Origin of the sequence: Paracoccus sp. (in: a-proteobacteria), from assembly GCF_035556475.1 — a bacterium.
GTDB lineage: Bacteria > Pseudomonadota > Alphaproteobacteria > Rhodobacterales > Rhodobacteraceae > Paracoccus.
This window is the reverse complement of record NZ_DATMFA010000002.1, coordinates 1-20,573: the sequence shown is the minus strand read 5'-3', so window position 1 is coordinate 20,573 and position 20,573 is coordinate 1. Positions and strand designations below refer to the sequence as shown.

At 66.1% G+C, this 20,573-nt stretch carries 18 protein-coding genes; 8 read left to right on the top strand and 10 right to left on the bottom strand.

The window, feature by feature from the left end; all coding sequences use genetic code 11:
• The 4 genes from VNQ78_RS00235 to VNQ78_RS00220 form a co-directional block, all read right to left on the bottom strand.
• Positions 1–408: tripartite tricarboxylate transporter permease (locus tag VNQ78_RS00235; protein ID WP_325685362.1), on the bottom strand; the 408-nt coding region annotated here is incomplete at its 3' end.
• Between the two features lie 9 nt (positions 409–417).
• On the bottom strand, positions 418–912 hold the full coding sequence (locus tag VNQ78_RS00230; protein ID WP_325685360.1) for a tripartite tricarboxylate transporter TctB family protein: 495 nt from the start codon (positions 910–912) through the stop codon (positions 418–420).
• A 22-nt stretch (positions 913–934) separates the two neighbouring features.
• The gene (locus VNQ78_RS00225; protein WP_325685358.1) at positions 935–1,906 is read right to left on the bottom strand and encodes a Bug family tripartite tricarboxylate transporter substrate binding protein; all 972 of its coding nucleotides are present in this window, start codon (positions 1,904–1,906) and stop codon (positions 935–937) included.
• Positions 1,907–1,947: 41 nt separating this feature from the next.
• On the bottom strand, positions 1,948–3,006 hold the full coding sequence (locus VNQ78_RS00220) for an isocitrate/isopropylmalate dehydrogenase family protein (protein WP_325685356.1): 1,059 nt from the start codon (positions 3,004–3,006) through the stop codon (positions 1,948–1,950).
• 187 nt (positions 3,007–3,193) lie between these two features.
• On the opposite strand from VNQ78_RS00220, the gene VNQ78_RS00215 reads away from it, so the two are divergent.
• The 4 genes from VNQ78_RS00215 to VNQ78_RS00200 all read left to right on the top strand — a co-directional run bounded on the left by VNQ78_RS00215 (position 3,194) and on the right by VNQ78_RS00200 (position 5,891).
• On the top strand, positions 3,194–4,090 hold the full coding sequence (locus tag VNQ78_RS00215) for a GntR family transcriptional regulator (RefSeq protein WP_325685354.1): 897 nt from the start codon (positions 3,194–3,196) through the stop codon (positions 4,088–4,090).
• Positions 4,091–4,260: 170 nt separating this feature from the next.
• Positions 4,261–4,500, top strand: a complete 240-nt coding sequence (locus tag VNQ78_RS00210; RefSeq protein WP_325685352.1) for a DUF1127 domain-containing protein — start codon at positions 4,261–4,263, stop codon at positions 4,498–4,500.
• Positions 4,501–4,781: 281 nt separating this feature from the next.
• A complete protein-coding gene (locus VNQ78_RS00205) occupies positions 4,782–5,450 on the top strand; it encodes a type 1 glutamine amidotransferase domain-containing protein (protein ID WP_325685350.1) in 669 nt (222 codons plus the stop codon).
• A 12-nt stretch (positions 5,451–5,462) separates the two neighbouring features.
• Positions 5,463–5,891 (top strand): hypothetical protein, encoded by a 429-nt coding sequence (locus VNQ78_RS00200; RefSeq protein ID WP_325685348.1) that lies wholly within the window; start codon positions 5,463–5,465, stop codon positions 5,889–5,891.
• A gap of 554 nt (positions 5,892–6,445) precedes the next feature.
• Here VNQ78_RS00200 and VNQ78_RS00195 read toward each other — a convergent pair.
• On the bottom strand, positions 6,446–7,534 hold the full coding sequence (locus VNQ78_RS00195; protein WP_325685346.1) for an ABC transporter ATP-binding protein: 1,089 nt from the start codon (positions 7,532–7,534) through the stop codon (positions 6,446–6,448).
• Between the two features lie 103 nt (positions 7,535–7,637).
• Here VNQ78_RS00195 and VNQ78_RS00190 point away from each other — a divergent pair, with 103 nt between their 5' ends.
• Both VNQ78_RS00190 and VNQ78_RS00185 read left to right on the top strand, forming a co-directional pair.
• A complete protein-coding gene (locus VNQ78_RS00190; protein WP_325685344.1) occupies positions 7,638–8,645 on the top strand; it encodes a Fe(3+) ABC transporter substrate-binding protein in 1,008 nt (335 codons plus the stop codon).
• Between the two features lie 54 nt (positions 8,646–8,699).
• Positions 8,700–10,328, top strand: coding sequence for an iron ABC transporter permease (locus tag VNQ78_RS00185; RefSeq protein WP_325685342.1), 1,629 nt, complete (start codon positions 8,700–8,702; stop codon positions 10,326–10,328).
• A gap of 233 nt (positions 10,329–10,561) precedes the next feature.
• Here the strand turns inward: VNQ78_RS00185 and VNQ78_RS00180 are convergent, their stop codons facing one another.
• Positions 10,562–10,741 (bottom strand): hypothetical protein, encoded by a 180-nt coding sequence (locus VNQ78_RS00180; protein WP_325685340.1) that lies wholly within the window; start codon positions 10,739–10,741, stop codon positions 10,562–10,564.
• 47 nt (positions 10,742–10,788) lie between these two features.
• Here VNQ78_RS00180 and VNQ78_RS00175 point away from each other — a divergent pair, with 47 nt between their 5' ends.
• Entirely contained in the window at positions 10,789–11,004 is a 216-nt protein-coding gene (locus VNQ78_RS00175) for a hypothetical protein (protein ID WP_325685338.1), read from the top strand.
• A 102-nt stretch (positions 11,005–11,106) separates the two neighbouring features.
• Here the strand turns inward: VNQ78_RS00175 and VNQ78_RS00170 are convergent, their stop codons facing one another.
• Genes VNQ78_RS00170 through VNQ78_RS00160 form a run of 3 tightly spaced genes read right to left on the bottom strand, consistent with a single transcriptional unit; the run spans position 11,107 to position 16,552 of the window.
• A complete protein-coding gene (locus tag VNQ78_RS00170; protein ID WP_325685336.1) occupies positions 11,107–14,697 on the bottom strand; it encodes an FG-GAP-like repeat-containing protein in 3,591 nt (1,196 codons plus the stop codon).
• Entirely contained in the window at positions 14,694–15,830 is a 1,137-nt protein-coding gene (locus VNQ78_RS00165; protein ID WP_325685334.1) for a TIGR03032 family protein, read from the bottom strand. The genes VNQ78_RS00170 and VNQ78_RS00165 overlap by 4 nt, the downstream gene beginning before the upstream one ends.
• 5 nt (positions 15,831–15,835) lie before the next feature.
• On the bottom strand, positions 15,836–16,552 hold the full coding sequence (locus VNQ78_RS00160) for an outer membrane protein (RefSeq protein WP_325685332.1): 717 nt from the start codon (positions 16,550–16,552) through the stop codon (positions 15,836–15,838).
• A 212-nt stretch (positions 16,553–16,764) separates the two neighbouring features.
• On the opposite strand from VNQ78_RS00160, the gene benC reads away from it, so the two are divergent.
• Positions 16,765–19,542 (top strand): benzoate 1,2-dioxygenase electron transfer component BenC, encoded by a 2,778-nt coding sequence (gene benC / locus VNQ78_RS00155; RefSeq protein ID WP_325685329.1) that lies wholly within the window; start codon positions 16,765–16,767, stop codon positions 19,540–19,542.
• Between the two features lies 1 nt (position 19,543).
• On the opposite strand, the gene VNQ78_RS00150 is transcribed toward benC, so the two are convergent.
• Positions 19,544–20,573 (bottom strand): helix-turn-helix domain-containing protein (locus VNQ78_RS00150; protein WP_325685327.1); only part of this gene is annotated, 1,030 nt, incomplete at its 5' end.

Below are 20,573 nucleotides of genomic sequence, written 5' to 3'. Positions count from 1 at the left end.
GACCATCAGCGGGGCGACGAAGGTCAGCGCCGCGGTGGCGATGGTGCCGGCGATGAAGGAGCCGATGGCGGCGGTCGCCAGCGCCTGGGCGCCGCGGCCCTGGCGGGCCATGGCGTGGCCGTCGATGGCGGTGACGATGCTGCCGGACTCGCCCGGCGCGTTCAGGAGGATCGAGGTCGTCGAGCCGCCGTACATCGCGCCGTAATAGATGCCGGCGAACATGATGAAGGCCGAGGCGGGCTCCATCCCGTAGGTCACGGGCAGCAGCAGGGCCACGGTCAGCGCGGGACCGATGCCGGGCAGCACGCCAATTGCGGTGCCCAGCACGACGCCAAGGAAGCACCAGCCGAGATTGCCGATGGTGGTGGCGACCGAAAATCCATGCATCAATGCGGAAAAGGTATCCATCCCTGCCTCTCAGATCTCATAGCCGAAATGGGTCAGCACCTGTTCGACCACCGTGCCGACGGGCAGCGCCAGATCCAGCATCCGGTCGAAGAGCCACCAGGTCGCGACCGTCAGGCCAAGGCCCAGCAACAGCGAGCGGAAAACCCTCCGCTCGCCGAAGGCATGAGCGACGGTCGCATACATCAGCGTGCCCGCAATGACCCAGCCCAGCCATTCCAGCGTCAGGATCATCACGAGGAAGGCCAGCGCGCCCTGAAAGGCCGCGCGAATGTCCAGTTCGGGAAAGGGCGCGCCCTGACCGCGCCGCTGCCATGCCTCGTGGCAGAGGCGCAGGCCTACGACCGCAAGCCCCGCCCCGATGATGACCGGGAACACCCCCGGGCCCACCGCCGCCTTGGTGGCGATCCCCGGCCGTGACCAGACGTCGAGCAGCATGTAGCCGCCAAGGCCAAGGCAGAACACGCCCGGCACCAGTTCGGCGGTATGCGGTTGCAGCAGCTTCATGACCTTGCCCTTTCCCGCCCCGTCACAGAACGCCCGCGGCGTGCAGGGCCTGACCGATGCGCGTGGTCTCGTCCTTCAGGAAGGCGCCGAACTCGTCTGCGGGCTGATAGCTGTCTATCCAGCCGCGCGTCTTCAGCGCCTCGGCCCATTCCGGCGATTTCGCCATGTCTGCGATCGCCGCCTCCAGCGCCGCGCGATCGGCCTCCTTGGCCTTGGGGTTGGCGACGATGCCGCGCCAGTTCTGGACCGAAAGATCGACCCCCGCCTCCTTGAAGGTCGGAACATCGACACCTTCGATGCGCGCCTCGCCCGAGACGGCGAGCGCCCGCAGATCGCCGCTTTCCACCTGTGCGCGGAACTCCTCGTAACCCGAGATTCCGACCGTCGCATGGCCGCCCAACACCGAGGCCAGCACCTCGCCGCCGCCGGCATGGACGACATAGTTGATCGCGGTAGGATCGACGCCCACGGTCTTCGAGAAGAGCCCGGCCGTCACGTGATCGACGCCGCCGATCGAGCCACCGGCCCAGGAGACGCCGCCCGGATCGGCCTTGAGCCGGGCGATCAGGTCATCGAGCGTCTTGATCTCCGAACTGGCCGGCACCACGATCGCATCGACATCCCCCATCAGGCGAGCAATCGGGGCGACGTCATCCAGCGTCACCGCGGATTTGGTGGAGAGCACGCCGCCCACCAGCGCAAAACCCACGATCAGCGCCGAGGGCTTGCGCGGCCGGCTGGTCACGAATTGCGACAGGCCCACCGTGCCACCGCCACCGGCGACATTCGTGACCTCGACGGCGGGGACGGTGCCACGCGCCTGCAATACGCCTTGCACCGCGCGGGCAAGCTGGTCATAGCCCGAGCCGGGGCTGGACGGCGCCAGCAATTCCAGCGAGGGCAGCATCTCCTCGGCCGTGGCCGGGGTCAGCGCGGCTGCGCCAAGCGCACCGGCCATCAGCACGCCAAGAGCGCGTCGAGTGATTTTTCTCATGGTCTTCCTCCCTTCGGTCCCCTCCAGGACACGTGTTGATTTCAGGCAAGCGCGGCACAGACCGCATTCGTGAATGCCGCCGTTCCAAGCGGTCCGCCCAGATCGGCGGTCCGAAGATCCGGCCGGTCCAGCGTGCTTTCGACGGCGGCCCCGATGGCGTGCGCGGCCTCGTTCAGCTTCGCGTCGCCGTGCTTCAGGCCCAGATGATCGAGCAACATCGCCGCCGACAGGATCAGCGAGGTCGGGTTGGCCTTGCCCTGACCCTGAATGTCGGGGGCCGAGCCATGCTGGGCTTGCGCGACGCAGACCTCCGCCCCCTGATTGATCGAGCCGCCAAGGCCCAGGCTGCCGCACAATTCCGACGCCTCGTCCGACAGGATATCGCCGAACATGTTGGTGGTGACGATGACGTCAAAGGCGTCCGGCCTGCGGATCAGCAGCGCCGCGGTCGCGTCGACGATCAACTCCTCAAGCTGCACATCCGGGTATTCCTCGGCGACCTTGCGGACCTCGCGCAGGAAGAGGCCGTCTGACAGCTTCACCACATTTGCCTTGTGGACCGCGGTGACCTTCCTGCGCCGCGCGCGGGCCAGTTCGAACGCCGCTTTCGCGACGTTTCGCGATGCGCGGGCCGTGATCTTCCTGACCGACAGCGCCATGTCGGGGTCGGGCATGAACTCGCCCGTGCCGGCGAACATGTTGCGGTCGGAATAGAAGCCCTCGGTATTCTCGCGCACGATGATCAGGTCCATCGGCTTTCTCAGCACCGTCAGATCCGGGCGGGATTTGCTGGGGCGAATATTGGCGAAAAGCTCGAACTTCACCCGCAATTCACCCGAGGGGTTGATGCCGCCCTTGTCGCGGGGCGGATAGTCGTAATGCGAGACCGGTCCCAGAATGACCCCATCCACCTCGGGGATGCGCGTCATGACCGCCTCGGGCAGTGTCGTGCCCTGCTCGGCCAGCGACTTGAGGCCGATATCCGCCTCTTCGATCTTGAGGCCGAGGCCGAATTGCCGATCGGCCTGCCGCAGCACCTGCAGGGTCGCTTCGGTGATTTCAGGGCCGATCCCGTCGCCGGGCAGAACCAGAAGCCGCACGTCACTCATCCTTGTTGTTGGCGGGAAGCTGTCCGAACCACTGCGGTGCGCCTCTTCCGAATGGTCTTTTACGATCAATAAATGCCAATTACGCAGCATGAAGGTTTTTTGCAATATAAAAATACCATCAACCTTGGCATGAGCTTCGCAAAGTGGCATTTGTTTCGGGAAATCAGCCGGTGCATCCATGACCAATCTCGCCAATACGCTTGTCAGCCAGATCGCCAGCCATATCCGGGCCGACGGGCTACAACCCGGAGACCGACTGACCGAGCGCAAGCTGGCCGAGCAGTTCCGCGTCTCGCGTTCGCCGGTTCGGGTCGCTTTGAAGCAGCTTGAGGAAGCGGGCGTGCTGACCTCGGGCGACCGCAGCGGCTATCGCGTCGTCGACATCGCCGCGGCCGAAAGCCTCAGCGCGCCCGTGGCCGAGGTGGACGAGGACGAAAAGGTCTATCTGCGGATTGCCAATGACCGCGTGACGGGCTTGCTGCCCGAGCGTATCACCGAAAGCGAGTTCCAGCGCCGCTATGACCTGACCCGGGGACGACTGACCAAGCTCTTGCGGCGGATGTCGCAGGAAGGCTGGATCGAGCGCCTGCCGGGTCACGGCTGGGAGTTCCTGCCGGTGCTGACCTCGCTGGAATCCTATCGGGACAGCTACAGGTTCCGCCAGTTGATCGAACCCGCCGCCCTGCTTGAGCCCCGTTTCGAGCTGAACCGCCCGGTGCTGGAAAGCCGGCTGGTCGAGCAGCGATGGCTGGTCGAGGGCGGCATCTGGACCGTCCCCGACGCCAAGCTTTTCGAGCTGAACAGCGGCATGCATGAATCGGTCATCGAATGCAGCCAGAACATCTTTTTCATCGACGCCTTGAAGCGGGTCGACCGGCTCCGACGCCTGATCGACTATCGCCAGATGCTGGATCGCGACGTCGCACGCGAGCGCTGCATCGAGCATATCGAACTGCTGCATCTTGTGCTGCGCGGGCAGAACGAGGAAGCCTCGGAGTTCATGCGCAAGCATCTGGCCGCCCTCGGACCGCTGAAAAGCCGCGTCAGAACCCAGCGCGGCGAAGTGTCGGATTAAGACGCGACCGTCGGAGCGCCTGACGCACGGCCACCACCCGAGACGTCGCGCGGAGGGTGCGACCGATCGACCTGCCATCCCCTTTCCGCATGGCTGGAATGCCCCGAACGGGTCTACTCATGCCGCGCTGCAGCATCCATGTCGATAGCGCAAACAGAAGGAACAGATCGATGGCAACAGCAGCAGTTTCCAGCCATGGCCACAGCCGGACCCCGGCGAGCCAACAACTCGGCATCTCGCGCCGGATTAGAGCCTATTTCATCGCCCGCCGCGTCCAGCGCCGCACTTTCGAAGAACTCGACATGACCAGCGATCGCGAACTGGCCGATATGGGCCTGAGCCGCCTCGATGTCGGCCCTCTCTCGCATCTGGCCGGTCGTCAGGCGGCCGAGAAGTTCCTCTCCGCCTGATCGCGAAGGGGTCGATGCCGTTCTGGGGTCGCAGGTCTCGCATCTGCGATCGTCGGTGCGCGGTCGAGGAACCCCAGCCATAAAAGCACGCCCACGGCCTGGCATCCTCCCCTGAAGGGGATCGCCCGCCGCGTGGCCCCTCACGCGCTATTGTCACCGGATCGCCGCACCTTGCGGCCCTTGACGAAACCCGCCCGCGACGTTCCATGCCCGAACCACGACCGACTGGAACGGGCGAGAGCCTGGCGGCGTTTGGTTCCCGCGTATGAAACGGAGCCCCCATGAAACCGATCCTGATCGTGATGACCTCGCATGGCGACAAGGCCGGGCACGGCCCGACCGGCTATTTCCTCTCCGAAGTGACCCACCCCCTCGCCGTGTTCGAGCGCGAGGGGCTGCCGGTCGCCTTCGCCTCGATCCAGGGGGGCGATCCGCCGGTGGACGGGATGGACCTCGACGATCCGACCAATGCCCGCTACTGGAACGACCCGGATTTCCGCGCCCGCATCGCTGCGAGCCTCAAGCTCTCGGAGGTGAACCCCGCCGATTATTCGGCGATCTTCTTTGCCGGCGGCCATGGCGCGGTCTGGGATTTCCCGACCACGCAGGCGGTCAATGACAAGACCCGCGCGATCTGGGAACAGGGCGGCGTCGTCTCGGCGGTCTGCCACGGGCCTGCCGCGCTGACCAATGTGACGCTGCCCGATGGGAAGCCCCTGGTCGCCGGACGCGAGGTCGCGGCCTTCACCGATGCCGAGGAGCGCGCGGTCGGTCTTGAAAAGGTCGTGCCCTTCCTGCTCTCGACTCGGCTGGCGGAGCTGGGCGCGAAGATGCAGCCCGCCCCCGACTGGACCAGCAAGGTCGCGGTCGACGGGCGCCTCGTCACCGGGCAGAACCCGCAATCGGCCACGGCCGTGGGCGAGGCTGTCGCGAAACTCCTCAAATCCTGAAGGGATCGGCTGATGAAAACCGGAATGCTTGCCCTTGCCGCCGTGCTGCTGGCCAGCCAGCCCGCACTGGCGCAAATCCCCGCCGGGGCGGAGGAGGTGATCCGCCTGCTGGGCCTGACGAATATCCGCCTGCACCCTGACGAGCGCGGCCCGGATGCGACCGGCACCCTGCCCGGCGGCGTTCTGGTGGAACTGGATTTCTACCGCGACGGCACGCTGGAGGAGATCGAGACCGACGGGCGCGCCCTTGCGCCATTCGCCGCCCTCGCCCCCGTCCTGCCCGAGGCGCTGCAAAAGGACGAGAAGCTGGCCGGCAGCACGATCGAACAGCTCGAATTCGAAAATGACGGCATCGAGATCGAGGGTCGCGACCGCGACGGCAACCGCTTCAAGGCCGAATACACGGCCTCGGGAGAGTTGCGCGAGTGGAAGCGGGACTAGGCACGCGCCCGGAGGACCAGTCCAGCGATTTCCCGCTCGCCCTCTTGAGCCAATAGCCCGCAGCCTTCAGCCATTCGGGCGGATGGCCGCGGCTTTGGAAATGGTCGCGCAGGGAGCGCAAGACTCCGGCCGCGATCCAAATGAAGCCACGACCCTCAGCCAGGTCGATCCCGCCCGCCGCCGCGACCACCGGGGGCCGGATCGGCCGCATCGGTGACGAGGCGCAGCATGGCTTTCTGCGCCCTCGATCAGCAACCGCACGGGATAAGGCGTTCGGGAATCGGGCGGGAGCAGCGCGGTTGCAGCTTGTCATGCTTCAGCACGAACTGATACCTGTCGTTCGGCGCGGCGTGCACATGCCCGGTGTAGCGAATGACCAGCAGATCCTATACCTCAAGTCCTCCCACATCGACGCCCTCACCAGATGATCGGCGGCTTCCGGGCGTCGCTTCGCTTTGCGAGGGAGGTCTGGCTCACCGCGATGACGCCCTGCCCGAGGGTCCGGGGCAAACCATGGGCAATCCCCTCGCGGGAGGCCTGCAACTCATCCCGGCCTAACGGCGAAACAGCATGGCTCCGGCGGGATCGAAGTCGATCCTGACATGCTCGCCGGGGCTCAGGTCGCTGCGCCCGGCCAAGACGCAGCGCAGATGCTGCCCGTGGCCCGGCAGCCGCAGCTCGACGACGGTTTCGCGCCCGAGATTTTGCACCCTGAGGACATGGGCATGCGCCTCTGCCCGGTTGCAACGGCGCGGGGTGAGGTGCTCGGGCCGCAAGGCGACGTTGACGCTGGTTCCCTCGCCAAGGCCCGGCGCAGGCAATTCGCCGATCGGCGTCGCGACGCGGCCTTGCGCCACGCGGCCGGAGAATACGTTCAGGTCCGACAGGAACCCCGCCACCGCCAGATCAACCGGGCGGTGATAGATGTCGAGCGGCGCGCCCTCCTGCAGGATGCGGCCATCGCGCATGATCGCGATGCGGTCGGCCATCATCATCGCCTCGTCCGGGTCATGGGTGACAAGGACCACCGCCGCCCCCTCCTCGCGCAGCAGGTCCAGCGCCAGTTCGCGCATCTCGACCCGGAGCCGCTGGTCGAGGCTCGAGAACGGCTCGTCCAGCAGCATGACGCGGGGGCGGGTCGCAAGGGCGCGGATCAGCGCGATGCGCTGCTGCTCGCCCCCCGAAAGCTGATGGGGATATTTCGCCGCATGATGGGCCAGCCCGACGCGGTCCAGAAGCGCCGTAACCATGTCCTGCGCGGCTTTGGAACGTGGCAGACCGAAGCCGACATTGGCGGCAACCGTCATATGGGGAAACAGAGCCAGATCCTGAAACACCATGCCGACGGGCCGGCGTTCGGGCGGAAGGTCAGTCCGAGCATCGGCCATCACCTGCCCCGCGATGCGGATCTCGCCCGCGTCGGGACGTTCGATCCCCGCGATCAGGCGCAATGTCGTGGACTTCCCGCAACCCGAGGGACCAAGCAGGCAGGTCACCTCACCCGGCCAGACCGTCAGCGACACCCCCCGCACGGCCGCTGCGGCAGCGCCGAAGCGACGCTCGATCCCGGTGATTTCCAGCATCGGATCGGTCCGCACATGGCGGCCGACGGGTTTCTGTCCCAGAAAATCGGCATGTTCCACTGGGCGCCCCTCACTCCGGCGTCTGGCTTTGTTAGCTGAAACAATCTTTACTTATTCCCTTGGGATAATAAAAGGCGCTTCAGGTCACAATCGGAGAGGCAACATGCAGACGAAACTTCTGGGACTGCTCGGCGCGGTTCTGATCGGTCAGGCGGCAAGCGCGCAGGAACTGAACCTCTACACCACGCGCGAGCCGAAGCTGGTCGAACCGCTGCTGGAATCCTTCACCAAGGATACCGGCGTCAAGGTGAACACGATCTTCCTGAAGGACGGCCTGCCCGAACGGCTGGAGCAGGAGGCCGCGGCCTCGCCCGCCGATGTGCTGATGACCGTCGATATCGGCAACCTCGTCGATCTGGTCGATCGCGGCCTGACCCAGCCGGTCACGTCCGAGGTGCTGAACTCTGCGATCCCCGAGAACCTGCGCGACAAGGATGGCAACTGGTTCGCCCTGTCGCTGCGGGCGCGCGCGCTTTATGCGGCCAAGGATCTCGACCTCACAAGTTTCAACTACGAGGATCTGGCCAACCCGGAATGGAAGGGCAAGGTCTGCATCCGTTCCGGCCAGCATCCCTATAACGTCGCGCTGACCGCCGCCTATATCACCCATCACGGCGCGGATGAGACGAAGGCATGGCTGGAAGGCGTCAAGGCCAACCTCGCCCGCAAGGCCGGTGGCGGCGACCGCGACGTGGCCCGCGACATCATGGGCGGCATCTGCGACATCGGCATCGCCAACACCTATTATGTCGGCCTGATGCGCAGCGGCGCCGGCGGCCCCGAGCAGGAGGAATGGGCCAAGGCGATCAAACTGATCCTGCCGACTTTCAAGGATGGCGGCACGCAGGTCAACGTCTCGGGCGCGGCGGTCGCGAAGAACGCGCCGAACAAGGACGAGGCGGTGAAGCTGCTGGAATACCTCGTCTCGGACCCCGCGCAGAAGATCTATGCCGAGGCGAATTTCGAATATCCGGTCAAGCCCGGCATCCCGGTCAGCCCGCTGGTGGGCGAGTTCGGCGAGCTGAAGGTCGACACGACCGACCTGACCGCGATCGCCCGCGAACGCAAGGCGGCGAGCGAGCTGGCCGAGGCCGTCGGCTTCGACAACTGACCCGCCGCACCGCGCCCCCGCCTCAAAGGGGGGCGCGGACCTGAGGAGGCACCCATGATCCCCAAGACCGGCACAGGATGGCAGATCACCGCCATCCTGATCGCGGCCCTTGTCCTCTTGCCGGTCGCGGCGCTGGTCGGCTTTGCCATGCAGGGCAGCGTCGGGTTGTGGCCACATCTTTTCCGCAACGTGCTGGCCAATGCGCTGGCGCAGACGGCGATGCTGCTGGCGGGGGTGGGCCTGATCGTGGCCTCTCTCGGCACGGTCACGGCATGGCTGGTCGCGGGCTTCGACTTTCCGGGGCGGCGGTTCTTCGGCTGGGCCCTGCTGCTGCCGCTGGCGGTCCCGACCTATATCATCGCCTATGCCTATCTCGACATCCTGCACCCGGTCGGGCCGGTGCAATCGCTGCTGCGCGACATCCTCGGCTATTCCAGCCCGCGCGAGTTCCGCCTGCCCGACATCCGCTCGATGACGGGATGCATCCTGCTCTTGGGTTTCGTCCTTTACCCTTACGTCTATCTGCCGGTCCGGGCGCTGTTCGCGACGCAGGCCGCGAACCTGCTGGAAGCCTCGCGCACGCTGGGGGCCGGGCCGCTGCGGGTCTTCTGGCGCATCGTCCTGCCGCTGGCCCGCCCGGCCATCGCGGTCGGCATGGCACTGGCCCTGATGGAGACGCTGAACGATATCGGCGCGGCCGAGTTTCTGGGCGTCAGGACGCTGACCGTCTCGGTCTATTCGACATGGATCAACCGCACCGACCTGCCCGGCGCGGCGCAGATCGCGCTGGTCATGCTGCTGATCGTGGTCTCGCTGGTCCTGATCGAGCGTCGGGCACGGCGCGGCCAGCTTTATGCCGCCAGCGCCCGGCGTCATGTGCCGCTGGCGCGCGTCCGCCTGCATGGCCTGCCCGCATGGGCCGCGACGATCTTTTGCGCGCTGCCGGTGCTTGTAGGCTTTGCCGCCCCCGCCGCCTATCTGCTCCGCCAGGCATGGCGGCGCGTGGCATTCTCGGGCATCCCGCCGCGCATCTGGACCGAGGCCGGGCACACCGCGGCGCTCGCTTTGGCCGCAACGCTGGTCGCGGTCGGGCTGGGGCTGGTAATCAGCGCCGCCCCCCGCCTCAACCCGAACCGGGTGACGCAGGGCGCGGCGCGGGTCTCGACGCTGGGCTATGCGGTGCCGGGGACGATCCTCGCCATCGGGCTTCTGCCTGTGATCACATTCACCGACCGCCAGATCAGCGCGGTGCTTGGCCTGTTCATGGAAAGCGCGCCGCAACTGATCCTGCTCGGTTCCGGGGCAGCGCTGGTCTATGCCTATGTCGCGCGCTTCCTCGCGATAGCCAGCGGCGGGATCGAGGCCGGCATGACCCGTATCCCGATCAGCCTCGACCATGCCGCGCGTAGTCTGGGGCAGCATCCGACGGGCGTGTTCCGCCATGTCCATCTGCCTTTGTCGCGGGCCTCGATGGCGGCAGCGGGGCTGCTGATCTTTGTCGATTGCGTCAAGGAACTGCCCGCGACGCTGCTGCTGCGGCCGCTGAATGTCGAAACCCTCGCCACCCATCTTTACGGAGAGGCGGCGCGCGGCACCTATGAGGACGCCTCGATCGCGGCGTTGCTGATCGTGCTGATCGGGATGCTGCCGGTGGCGCTTTTGTCGCGCAGCATCCGGGGCTGAGCCCGTCCCGATTGCCGGTCGGGTAGGGCGGGCGCTGCCGATCTTCAACCCACCAGAACCGGCCCAGCAACGACGAGACCTACCCCTGCGCCTGACGATCCGCTCGTATACCGCCCGGACCAGGGCGCTGGCCGAGGTGGCAATCTTTCGCAGGCTGGCAGCAATGGCGGGCCGACCGATACGCAGATCCCGATCTTCTCGGGGACCAGCCACGGGCACGGGCTGGCGATGACCTACCCCCGCAGCAACTCGGCAACGACACCAACCCGTGCGAGATCGATCAGGAATTGCGGGCCGACGGGCACCACCCGCCTTTCGGCCTGCGACGTCATCGCATTGCAGCGCGGCGACGCACCTGATCCGGTCGCGGTGCCGCCAGAGATGGCGGGCGACTGGACCATGCCGACGGGCATGGATGCGAAAACCGATGTGAGGCTCGGCCAGCGAGGATGCCTTTGCGGTGCTCACTGCCTGCTTCCCTCGCGGCCAGCCCGAGACGGCGCGCGACAAGCCTCAGCTTGTCCTTGTCCCGATGATGACCGGTGATGAGGTCGTGATGCGGGCACCCTCCCTCCGCCTTGAGAAATTCGGCTACCCCAAGGATCTGCCGGGCGTCCAATATACCTGCGACTTCAGCCAGAGATCGACACTCACCTGCCCGGCGGCAGCAGCCTAGGCCAGATGGCCCGCGGCATGAGCGAGATGGAGGCGGCCAGACCCGCTTCGCCCGCAACGCCACAAGCGGCCGAACCGGGATCACCGAAATCGAGAACCGAGGCTAGAGGATGAAATCATCCCGCGTCAGGGGGATCAGGCCGGCAAGCTCGATCTGCAGATCGGCCCGCCCGTCGCCATCCAGATCGCCATAGATGATGGTGCGGTCATTCGCCGTCTGGGCGGCGTCGAATTGCCGGAAGATCGCCTCGGCCCGCAGACCCGAGAAATTGCCCGAACCGCGCCATGCGAAGGCCTGATCGCCCGCCCGGCCGGGATCGGTGTCGATGCCGGAAAGGTCGATGCGGTCCTGCCCATGGGTGAAGTCGAGAATGATGTCACGCTGCCCGGCGCCCGAAAGCGGGTTCAGCGCGCCATTGCTGATATAGCCCGCATATCCCGGCGCGGAATCCCGCGCGGCAAAGACGAAGGTATCCGCCCCGGCCCCGCCGCGCAGCAGATCGACCCCGGCCCCTCCGATCAGCGTGTCCTGACCGCCGCCGCCCGACAGGGTGTCATTGCCGGCGCGACCGATCAGCGTCTCGGCGAATGCAGTGCCGGTCAGGCGGTCATTGCCGGCCGTACCGCTCAGAGCCTCGGGGATATCGCGCAGCGTGATGCGCAGGTTCCGGCTGGCCTCGGCCCCGGTGCCGATCGTCGGATCGTCCAGCCGCAGGGTCAGGTCCAGCACCGGATTCGTCTCGAAATCAAGGGATGCACCGGCCCTCAGCCAGATGGCCCCGCCCCTGACCTCGAAGAGGCCCGCATCCGCCCCGGCCAGCGACAGGCGGTTCGCCCCGCCATCGGGATCGGTGATGGTCACATTCGCAACCCTGATCGCCGCGCCGGTCGAGGCATTCTCGGCCAGTGACGTGACCAGCTGGGTCACGCCAAGGACCGGCGCGTCATTGACCGGCGTCACCCCCAGCGTGAAACTCCGCGCGACAGGGACCGAGCCGTCCTCGTTCCCGTCCTCGACCAGCACCCGGAAGGAGGCGCCGGTGGTTTCCGAGCCGTCATGGACGAAGCTGACCCGGCCCGCCGCAATATCGGCGGCGGTGAAACTTCCCGCCACCGCGCCATTCACCCGAAGCGTTCCATGCACCGGATCCGAGGCGCGAAAGACCACGCCAGCGGCCGTGTCGTCCGGGTCGACGAACCCCAGGTCAGCGCCGGTCAGGACATAACGCCCGCCTTCGGCCACGCGGGCCGCCAGATCCCCGGTCAGGACCGGCGCGTCATTGACCGGCGTCACCCCTAGCGTGAAACTCCGCGCGACCGGGGCGGAGCCGTCCTCATCCCCGTCCTCGACCAGCACCCGGAAGGAAGCGCCCGTGGTTTCCGAGCCGTCATGGACAAAGCTGACCCGGCCCGCCGCAATATCGGCGGCGGTGAAACTTCCCGCCACCGCGCCATTCACCCGAAGCGTTCCATGCACCGGATCCGAGGCGCGAAAGACCACGCCAGCGGCCGTGTCGTCCGGGTCGATGAACCCCAGATCCGCGCCGGTCAGGACGTAGCGCCCGCCTTCGGCCACGCGGGCCGCCAGATCCCCGGTCAGGACCGGCGCGTCGTTGACCGGCGTCACCCCCAGCGTGAAGGTCCGCGCAATCGGGACCGAGCCGTCCTCATCCCCGTCCTCGACCAGCACCCGGAAGGAAGCGCCGGTGGTTTCCGAGCCGTCATGGACAAAGCTGACCCGGCCCGCCGCAATATCGGCGGCGGTGAAACTGCTGGCCACCGCGCCATTCACCCGAAGCGTTCCATGCACCGGATCCGAGGCGCGAAAGACCAAGCCAGCGGCCGTGTCGTCCGGGTCGATGAACCCCAGATCCGCGCCGGTCAGGACGTAGCGCCCGCCTTCGGCCACCTGAGCCGCCAGATCCCCGGTCAGGACCGGCGCGTCATTGACCGCGGCCACGTCGATCGTCAGACGATTTGCGCTGGGATCGGTGTCCGCCCCACCGGCGATCGTGCCGCCATCGTCCTGGACGCGGAAGGTGAACGAGGCATAATCATCCCCGTTCTCATTCGCGCCCGGACTAAAGACGAGACGCCCCGCGGCAATCGCAGCGGTCGAGATCACCTGACCCGCCGTCACCGCCACGCCATCCAGGCTGAGGCTGCCCCGTCCCGGCAGGGTCGAGACAACGATGGCCGCGAAGTCGTCGCCATCGGCATCCGAAAAGCCGAAATCCGCGACGGTGAGCGCCCGGCTGCCATCCTCCAGCATGGAGATCGTCCGGTCCGCGCCGGAAGGTGCGGTATTCGGGGCATCGTCATTCATGATCGTTGCGGTCGCGGCGCCCGACCCGACCGAAATTCGTCCCTCACCGCTGGTTCCGGTCAGAGTCAGCGTCACGGTCTCATCCAGCTCCCGCAGGTCGTCGGGCGTGATCTGGATTCGGATGGTGGTGCTGGCCTGACCGGCGGCGAAGCTCGCGACAAGCGCGGCGGGCGAGGTGTAATCCGTCCCGGCCTCGGCGGTGCCGCCAAGGGTGAAGCTGACATCCTCGGCCTCGGAGGTGGAGGTGCGGGTGATGGTAAAGACCAGTTCGCCCCCGGTCCCCGCCTCCGTCCCCTCGGTGGCCGAGCCTGCCGCGACCGAATAGGTCGTCATCGTGTTCAGCAGGATATGCGAACTGTTCGATCCGAAATTCGAGGTCGCGATATCCAGATCGCCGTCACGGTCGAAATCACCCAGCGAGAGGCCGCCCGGCGAAATGCCGACTGCGACCGTCTCGACCGCCGACGAAAAGCCGCCCGCCCCGTCATTCAAGAAGATGCTGAGCGAGCTGGATCCCGAATTCGAGACGACCATGTCCAGATCGCCGTCACCATCGAGGTCGCCAAGCGCGATGTCATAGGGATTGTATCCGGTGCCCAGATTGACCGGGGCGGCGAAACCACCCGACCCGTTATTTCGCAGGACCGAAACCGACGCACCATTGAAATTCGCGACGATCAGGTCGCTATTCCCGTCGCCATCGATATCGCCGGCGACAATTCCGCGCGGGCCAAAGCCGGTGGCGAATTGCACCGGCGCCGCGAAGGTTCCGTCGCCATTCCCGGCAAGGATCGACACCGAATCGTCCCAATTGCTGGTAACGGCAAGGTCCATCCGCCCATCGCCGTTGAAATCGGCAATGGTCATCTGCACCGGACGAGTGCCTCCTGTCGCCAGCACCGGAGGCGCGGCGGCGACAAAGCTGCCATCGCCATTGTTCAGCATGACCGACAGGCTGTTGCTGTCATAGCTCACCGAGACGAAATCGAGGTCGCCGTCCCCGTCCAGATCGGCCAGCCCCAGCCCGCGCGCACCTGGTCCCACCACGACCGGGCGCGTCGTGAAGCTGCCATTCCCGTCGTTCAGCCCAACCGTGACCACACCGCCCGAGAGGTTGGTCGCCAGCAGGTCAATGTCACCATCCCCGTCAAGGTCGCCCGTCACCACCGAGCGCGGGCCGTTGGTCACGGGAATCGGTACGCCGAGGGTGAACCCGCCCTGACCGTCCCCGAAGGCGATAGTGAGGGCATCGGAAATATAGCTGGTCAGCAGCAGGTCCAGATCACCGTCGCCGTCCAGATCGGCAGTCGCAATATCGACGGGGCTGCTGCCGGTCGGGAGGATGGTGCCGGTGCGAAAAATGCTCATCTCTGGTCCTCGGTTCGGGTCGGGCGGGAAGCGACCCAGGGATTGTCCCGCAGACCCTCGCTGCGGATTTCGCGCCGGATGTCGTCGTTGCGAAAGCCCGTCGCCTCGGCGGCGCGGGTGCCGGGCAGGACGGCCACGTCATAAAGCTCGGTAATGGTATGCGCGAAGCGCAGCCACTGCTCGGCCAGGCCTGTGCGCAGGTTGACGATGATCAGGCCGGCGCGGGGGGTGGCGGATTTCCCGGCCAGCATCCGGTCCAGAGCCAGCCCCGAGAAGCTGCCGCCATGCCGGGGCAGCGACAGGCCGATCACCGCATATTGGCCGATGAAGGACAGCCCGCGCGCGAAGCCGGGGCAAAAGCACAGCGGGGTGAAGCGCCCGTCCGCCGGTTCGACATGGCCAAACTCGCCCGTGCCGGAGTTGAGAAGCCAGAGCCGCCCCTCATGCAACCGCGGCGAATGCGGCATCGAAAGACCCGCCGCCGCGACCTCGCCACTCGCGACGTCAATCACCACGCCGCCCGACTGGCGCTGATCGCGCCAGCCATCGGCCACATCCGATCGCCCTGCCGCCGTGACCCATGCCGGGCGCGCGCCATCCATGGCAAGGCCGTTCAGGTGGCAGCGATCCTCGGCCACCAGCGCGCTGATGAAGGACGGTTTCCAGAGCGGACGGAAGCTGTGGGTGTCGCTGATCGTCGCAAGGCAATTGCAAAGCGAATTGACGAAGATCGGGCGCGGGATACCCTCGACCTCGCCCATGGCGATGTCGTGGCAATCGACCGCGCCGGTGACCCGCCCCTCGACCGGGACGAACTTGCGGTCCGCCCCACTCCCCGCCTTTTCACCGGGCGCGAGCGCATTCTCGAACCGCCACAGCATATAGGCGCCGCTGGTCCACAGGCTTTGCCCGTCGGTCCACAGGCCTTTGCAATTCTCGATCAGCCGCTCATGCGCGCGGATGTCGCCATCGGGTTTGCGGCCGATGAAGAACAGCCGGCCCGCCTGATAGGTGGTCAGCGCGAGTGCAACGCCATGCGCCGCGAGCCAGTCCGCGAAGCCCGCCGAGGTCGAGATCAGCGGTTGGGAAGGGGTGGGCAACTCCTGCATCTCGGCCGTGGCGGCGCTGCTCATCTCGGTCAGAACCGCCAGTTCATCCCAATCCGCAGCACATCGGCGCGGATGTCATGCTCGAAGCGGGGATAGGCCCCTGCGGGATCCTCGGCCTCGCCCGTCGCGGTCAGCGTGCCGAAGTCGTAATGCAGCAGGCTCGCTTCCAGCGTGCGGGAGGGAGCGATCGCCCATTCGACCCCGGCACCGATCACCCAGCCGGACCTGCCGCCCCCGTTCGAGACCTGCATCATCGCGGGCGGGCCATGATCCCGCGCCGATACATCCACATCCCCCCGCGCATAGCCGCCGGTCAGGTAATAGAAGCTGCGGTCCTGCGCATAGCCGAGGCGGAACCTGAGGCTCGCCGCGGAATGCAGCTCGAACGCGGCGCTGGTATCGCGGCCGGAGCCGCCAAAACCGGCACTGCCCGAGGCATTCAGCAGCGCAAAGTCCATGACCCCGCCGATGACGAGATTGCCGCTGCCCAGGGTCGCGACCTGACGGTCGCAGCCTGTGGAAATCCCGACCGCACCGCTGACATCATCGGCCGTCACGCGGTCCCCGGCGGTATTCCATGCCGCCATGCCCGCATAAGGCCCCCGGTCATAGGGCAGGTCCGTAGCCTGCGAGCGCGCGCGCGCAACGCCGATATCGACACCGGCATGACAACCTGACCAATCCATCGCGAGGGCGGGAAGGCTGCAGAGAGACAGGATGAGGGCCGCGACTGCGGCACGGATCATTTTGCGCAAAATTTCGACTCATCAAGGGCAGCAAGCAGCAGCGTCGCGGCAAATAGTTAACAAAGTGTTAACGACGACCGATATTTCCTGAAGCTCCATCGAACAGCGGAATGCACGTTTTGTCCTGCACTATGCGCCCGCTGTCCGTTGACCGAAACCCCGATGCTGTCCAGTTTTAACCGGCCATACGCGCACGCTTGGGAGGGGGTCGCATGACATACCAGATTACGCTTTGTTTCGAGGACGGGGCCACCGAAGTCATCGAATGCAAGGATGGCGAACGTGTCTCGGATGCCGCGCTGCGCGCCAAGGTCAGCATTCCGCTGGACTGCCGCGACGGCGTCTGCGGCACCTGCAAGGCGACCTGCCGGACGGGCAAATATGAGCTGGGCGACTGCGTCGAGGATGCGCTTTCGCCGGAGGAGGCAGCCTCGGGCCATGTCCTGACCTGCCAGATGACCCCACAGACCGACTGTGTTTTGCAGATCAATGCGACCTCCGGCGCGGCGGTCGTCACCGAATTCAGCGGCCGGATCACCGCAAGCCGCGCGCTCTCGCCCACCGCGACCGCCTTCTCGGTCGCGCTGGACGAGGGGCAGACGGCGCTGGACTTCCTGCCTGGCCAATATGTCAACTTCACCGTTCCCGGCACCGATCAGACCCGGTCCTATTCCTTCAGCGCCGGACTGTCGGGGAGAGAGCTGTCATTTCTGGTCCGAAACGTCCCGAACGGCCTGATGTCGACCTATCTGCGCGAACAGGCCAAGGTCGGGGATGGCATCCGGTTTCGCGGCCCGATGGGCAGCTTCTACCTGCGGCCGATTGAACGTCCTGTCCTGTTTCTTGCCGGCGGAACCGGGCTTGCGCCCTTCCTTGCCATGCTGGAAAGGATCGCCGCGGATGGCGACAGCAGCCATCCCGTCCACCTGATCTATGGCGTCACCAATGACGAGGATCTGGTCGCCGTCGAAAGCCTCGAGGATTACGCTCGCCGGCTGGAGAACTTCACCTTCATCTGCACGGTCGCGAACCCGGAAAGCGCCTGCCCGAACAAGGGCTTCGTCACCCAGCATATCAGCCCCGAACATCTCAATAACGGCGATGCGGATGTCTATCTCTGCGGCCCGCCGCCCATGGTCGATGCGGTGCGGGACGCGCTTTCAAGCCGGGGGCTGACGCCGCAGAACTTCTATTATGAGAAATTCTCGGGCACCGGCGTCGTCGTCCAGACCGGAGTGGAGCGTATCGCCCCGGCAGATGTCGACGATGCCTTCGACCTGCGCATGGCGCTGGAACTGGGCGCGGCGCAGATGACCATCGGCCGTCTTTCGGGCGAGCAGTTGATCGCCTTTCGCAAGCTCGCCGAGGCGACGGCCCCCTATGTCTCGGGTCGGCGCTTCACCGACCTGCCGCGCTATGTCGCGGCGAACCTCGCCTTCCACCAGTTCATCGTCGAGGCGGCGGGGAACGAGCAGCTTCTCGCCTTCTACAAGCAACTCGCCGTGCAGGAATATATCGGCCGCGCCCTGACCCCCGAGATCGAGATCGTGGGGGATATCGTCCAGCAGCATCGCGACATCGTCGCAGCCTTCGAATTGGGCGACATGAATGCGGTGCGCAGCGCGCTGGTCCAGCACGCCCAGCATTCCAAGGCGACCATGAGCCGGGCGGTGGAGCGCATGTCCGCCGAAGCCGCGCCCGTCGCGGCACCGGCACCGGAACCGGCCGCGGTGCCGGATTTCACCGGCGGCTGCCCCTTCTCCGGCAATGCCCTGCCGCCCTATTCGCATGAACTGCAATGGCCCGAGGGGCTGGAGCCGTTCAAGGTCGTCGATGACGGTTCGCAAGGCGATCCCTATGACCATTACCGCTGGATGCGCGAGAATGCGCCCGTGCTGCGCTGCCAGTCGGCGACCTCGGATGTCTGGTTCTTATCGCGCTATGAGGATGTTTATCAGGCGATCCGCAACCCGAAGCTGTTCTCCTCCGAGGTGGTCAGCCCGCCGCCGCTGACTTTCCTCACGCTTTTCGACGCGCCCGACCACACCCGGCTGCGCAAGGTCGTCCAGCCCTCGTTCATGCCGCTGTCGCTGGATCCCTTCGTGGGCCAGATCGAACGCCGGGCCGAGGCGCTGCTGGATGCGATGATCGCCAAGGGCGGCGGCGACGTGGTCCAGGACTTCGCCATCCCGCTCAGCATCTCGACCATCTCGACCATGATCGACGTCCCCGACGAGGACGAGGAGAAGATGAAGTTCTGGTCGGACGAGACCTTCAGCTTCTTCGGCCGCATCGCGCGAAACGCCCCCGGCACCGGCACGGACGAGGAAAGCGCCATGGCCTTCTTCGCCTATCTGAAGGAGGCGATGGAGCGGCTTTATCTCTCGAACAGCCAGTCGATCGGCGGCCATATCGCCCGCATGTGGAAGGACGGCCACCTCTCCGAGAAGGAGGCCAAGGAGCTTTGCGCCTTCGTCTTCATCGCCGGTCACGACACCACGACCATCCTTGTCGCGAACGCCTTCCGCATGTTCGCCGAGCAGCCCCGGCTTGTCTCCCGCATCCGCGAAAAGCCCGAGGATGCCGACCGCTTCGTCGAGGAGGTGGCGCGCTATCGCGGCACGGTCCAGCGCGTCAGCCGCATGACCACCGAGCCCACCGTTGTCGCCGGGGTGCCCTTGCCCAAGGGCGCGGTGGTGCGCCTGCTGCTCTCGGCCGCGAACCGCGACAGCCGCAAGTTCGCGGATGGCGAGACCTTCGACATCGACCGGGACAACAGCGGCCATCTGGGCTTTGGCAATGGCATGCACAAATGCCTTGGCATGCCGCTCGCAAAGCTCGAGACGCTGATCTCGACGAAGCTGGTGGCGCGGAAGGTCGGGGAAATCTCCCTCGATCCGACCCGGCCGATCCAATATGTGCGGGGCAACAACCTGACCAATTCCGGCCCCGAGCATCTGTTCGTGCGCATGACCGGACGGGCGGGCTAGATCAACCCTGCGGCGCGGAGGGCGAATAGCGGCCCTGCGCGCCAAGGCGGAACTCGGTCGGGCGAAAGCCGGTATTCTTGCGGAAAAAGCGCCCGAAATAGGCCTCATCCTCGAAGCCGAGTTGCTGGGCGATCTGCTTGACGCTCAGCGAGGAATACTGGAGCAACCGCTTGGCTTCATGGATCGCGCGGGCGTCAATGGCCCTGATGGCCGAAATCCCGAAAGCCTCGTGGCAGAGGCGCGTCAGCTGGCCGGTCGTCACCCCCATCGCATCAGCATATTCCGCCACCGGCCGGCGCGTCCGGCACCATTCGTCCAGCAGGGCGCGGAACCGTTCGATCTTCGCCGCCCGCGCGCTGCGGGCCGGCGTGACCGAGAGCCGGACCTTTTCGCTCAGGCGCGAGATCTGCACGAAAAGGTTCACCACCAGTGCCAGACCGGCGGCGAATTGCCAGCGGCCATGCCCGGTCGCCTCGCGCCCGATCGCCTCGAACAGATGCTCCAGCGGCGTGCCGCGCCGGCTTTCGGGCTCGACCGCCAGCACGGCGGGGGTGCGAATGCTGGCCAGAAGGTCCGGGGCCGCTGCTTCGACCACCGATTCCAGCGCGACCTGCGCCAATGTGATCACATGCCCGTCGATATCGTCCCGAAACCAGAACCCGTGGACCGAGCGCGAGGGGACGACGACCAGACAGGGCGCCGCGATCTTCCATTCCTTGCCGTCGATCGAGGCCGTGCCCTCGCCCCGTGTGACGTAGAGGACTTGCAGAAGCGTGCTGTGGAAATGCGGATCAATGCTGAAATCGAAGGGACCGGCGCGAAAGGGAATGCGCTCGTAATGCACGATGTCGAGCCAAGGCTCTACGGCATCAATGCCGTAAAGCCTGAAATCGGGCATCGCCCGGCGCTGGTCCTGATCGCGCTGCAATATGTCATCTCTCGCAGACTGGGCCATCGCGTTGAAATGGCGGATGACGTCGCGCCGGTCAAGGATCGGCGAGGCGGTGCGAAGGGCGACCGCCTCGGACTTC

What these genes read in the sequence shown, in the direction of transcription:
- VNQ78_RS00205 (WP_325685350.1), top strand. Translation starts at nt 4,782, where the DNA reads ATGAAACCGATCCTGATCGTGATGACCTCGCATGGCGACAAGGCCGGG.
- VNQ78_RS00185 (WP_325685342.1), top strand. Translation starts at nt 8,700, where the DNA reads ATGATCCCCAAGACCGGCACAGGATGGCAGATCACCGCCATCCTGATC.
- VNQ78_RS00210 (WP_325685352.1), top strand. Translation starts at nt 4,261, where the DNA reads ATGGCAACAGCAGCAGTTTCCAGCCATGGCCACAGCCGGACCCCGGCG.
- VNQ78_RS00190 (WP_325685344.1), top strand. Translation starts at nt 7,638, where the DNA reads ATGCAGACGAAACTTCTGGGACTGCTCGGCGCGGTTCTGATCGGTCAG.
- VNQ78_RS00200 (WP_325685348.1), top strand. Translation starts at nt 5,463, where the DNA reads ATGAAAACCGGAATGCTTGCCCTTGCCGCCGTGCTGCTGGCCAGCCAG.
- VNQ78_RS00225 (WP_325685358.1), bottom strand. Translation starts at nt 1,906, where the DNA reads ATGAGAAAAATCACTCGACGCGCTCTTGGCGTGCTGATGGCCGGTGCG.
- VNQ78_RS00180 (WP_325685340.1), bottom strand. Translation starts at nt 10,741, where the DNA reads ATGCCCGTCGGCATGGTCCAGTCGCCCGCCATCTCTGGCGGCACCGCG.
- VNQ78_RS00165 (WP_325685334.1), bottom strand. Translation starts at nt 15,830, where the DNA reads ATGAGCAGCGCCGCCACGGCCGAGATGCAGGAGTTGCCCACCCCTTCC.
- VNQ78_RS00215 (WP_325685354.1), top strand. Translation starts at nt 3,194, where the DNA reads ATGACCAATCTCGCCAATACGCTTGTCAGCCAGATCGCCAGCCATATC.
- VNQ78_RS00170 (WP_325685336.1), bottom strand. Translation starts at nt 14,697, where the DNA reads ATGAGCATTTTTCGCACCGGCACCATCCTCCCGACCGGCAGCAGCCCC.
- VNQ78_RS00160 (WP_325685332.1), bottom strand. Translation starts at nt 16,552, where the DNA reads ATGATCCGTGCCGCAGTCGCGGCCCTCATCCTGTCTCTCTGCAGCCTT.
- VNQ78_RS00230 (WP_325685360.1), bottom strand. Translation starts at nt 912, where the DNA reads ATGAAGCTGCTGCAACCGCATACCGCCGAACTGGTGCCGGGCGTGTTC.
- benC (WP_325685329.1), top strand. Translation starts at nt 16,765, where the DNA reads ATGACATACCAGATTACGCTTTGTTTCGAGGACGGGGCCACCGAAGTC.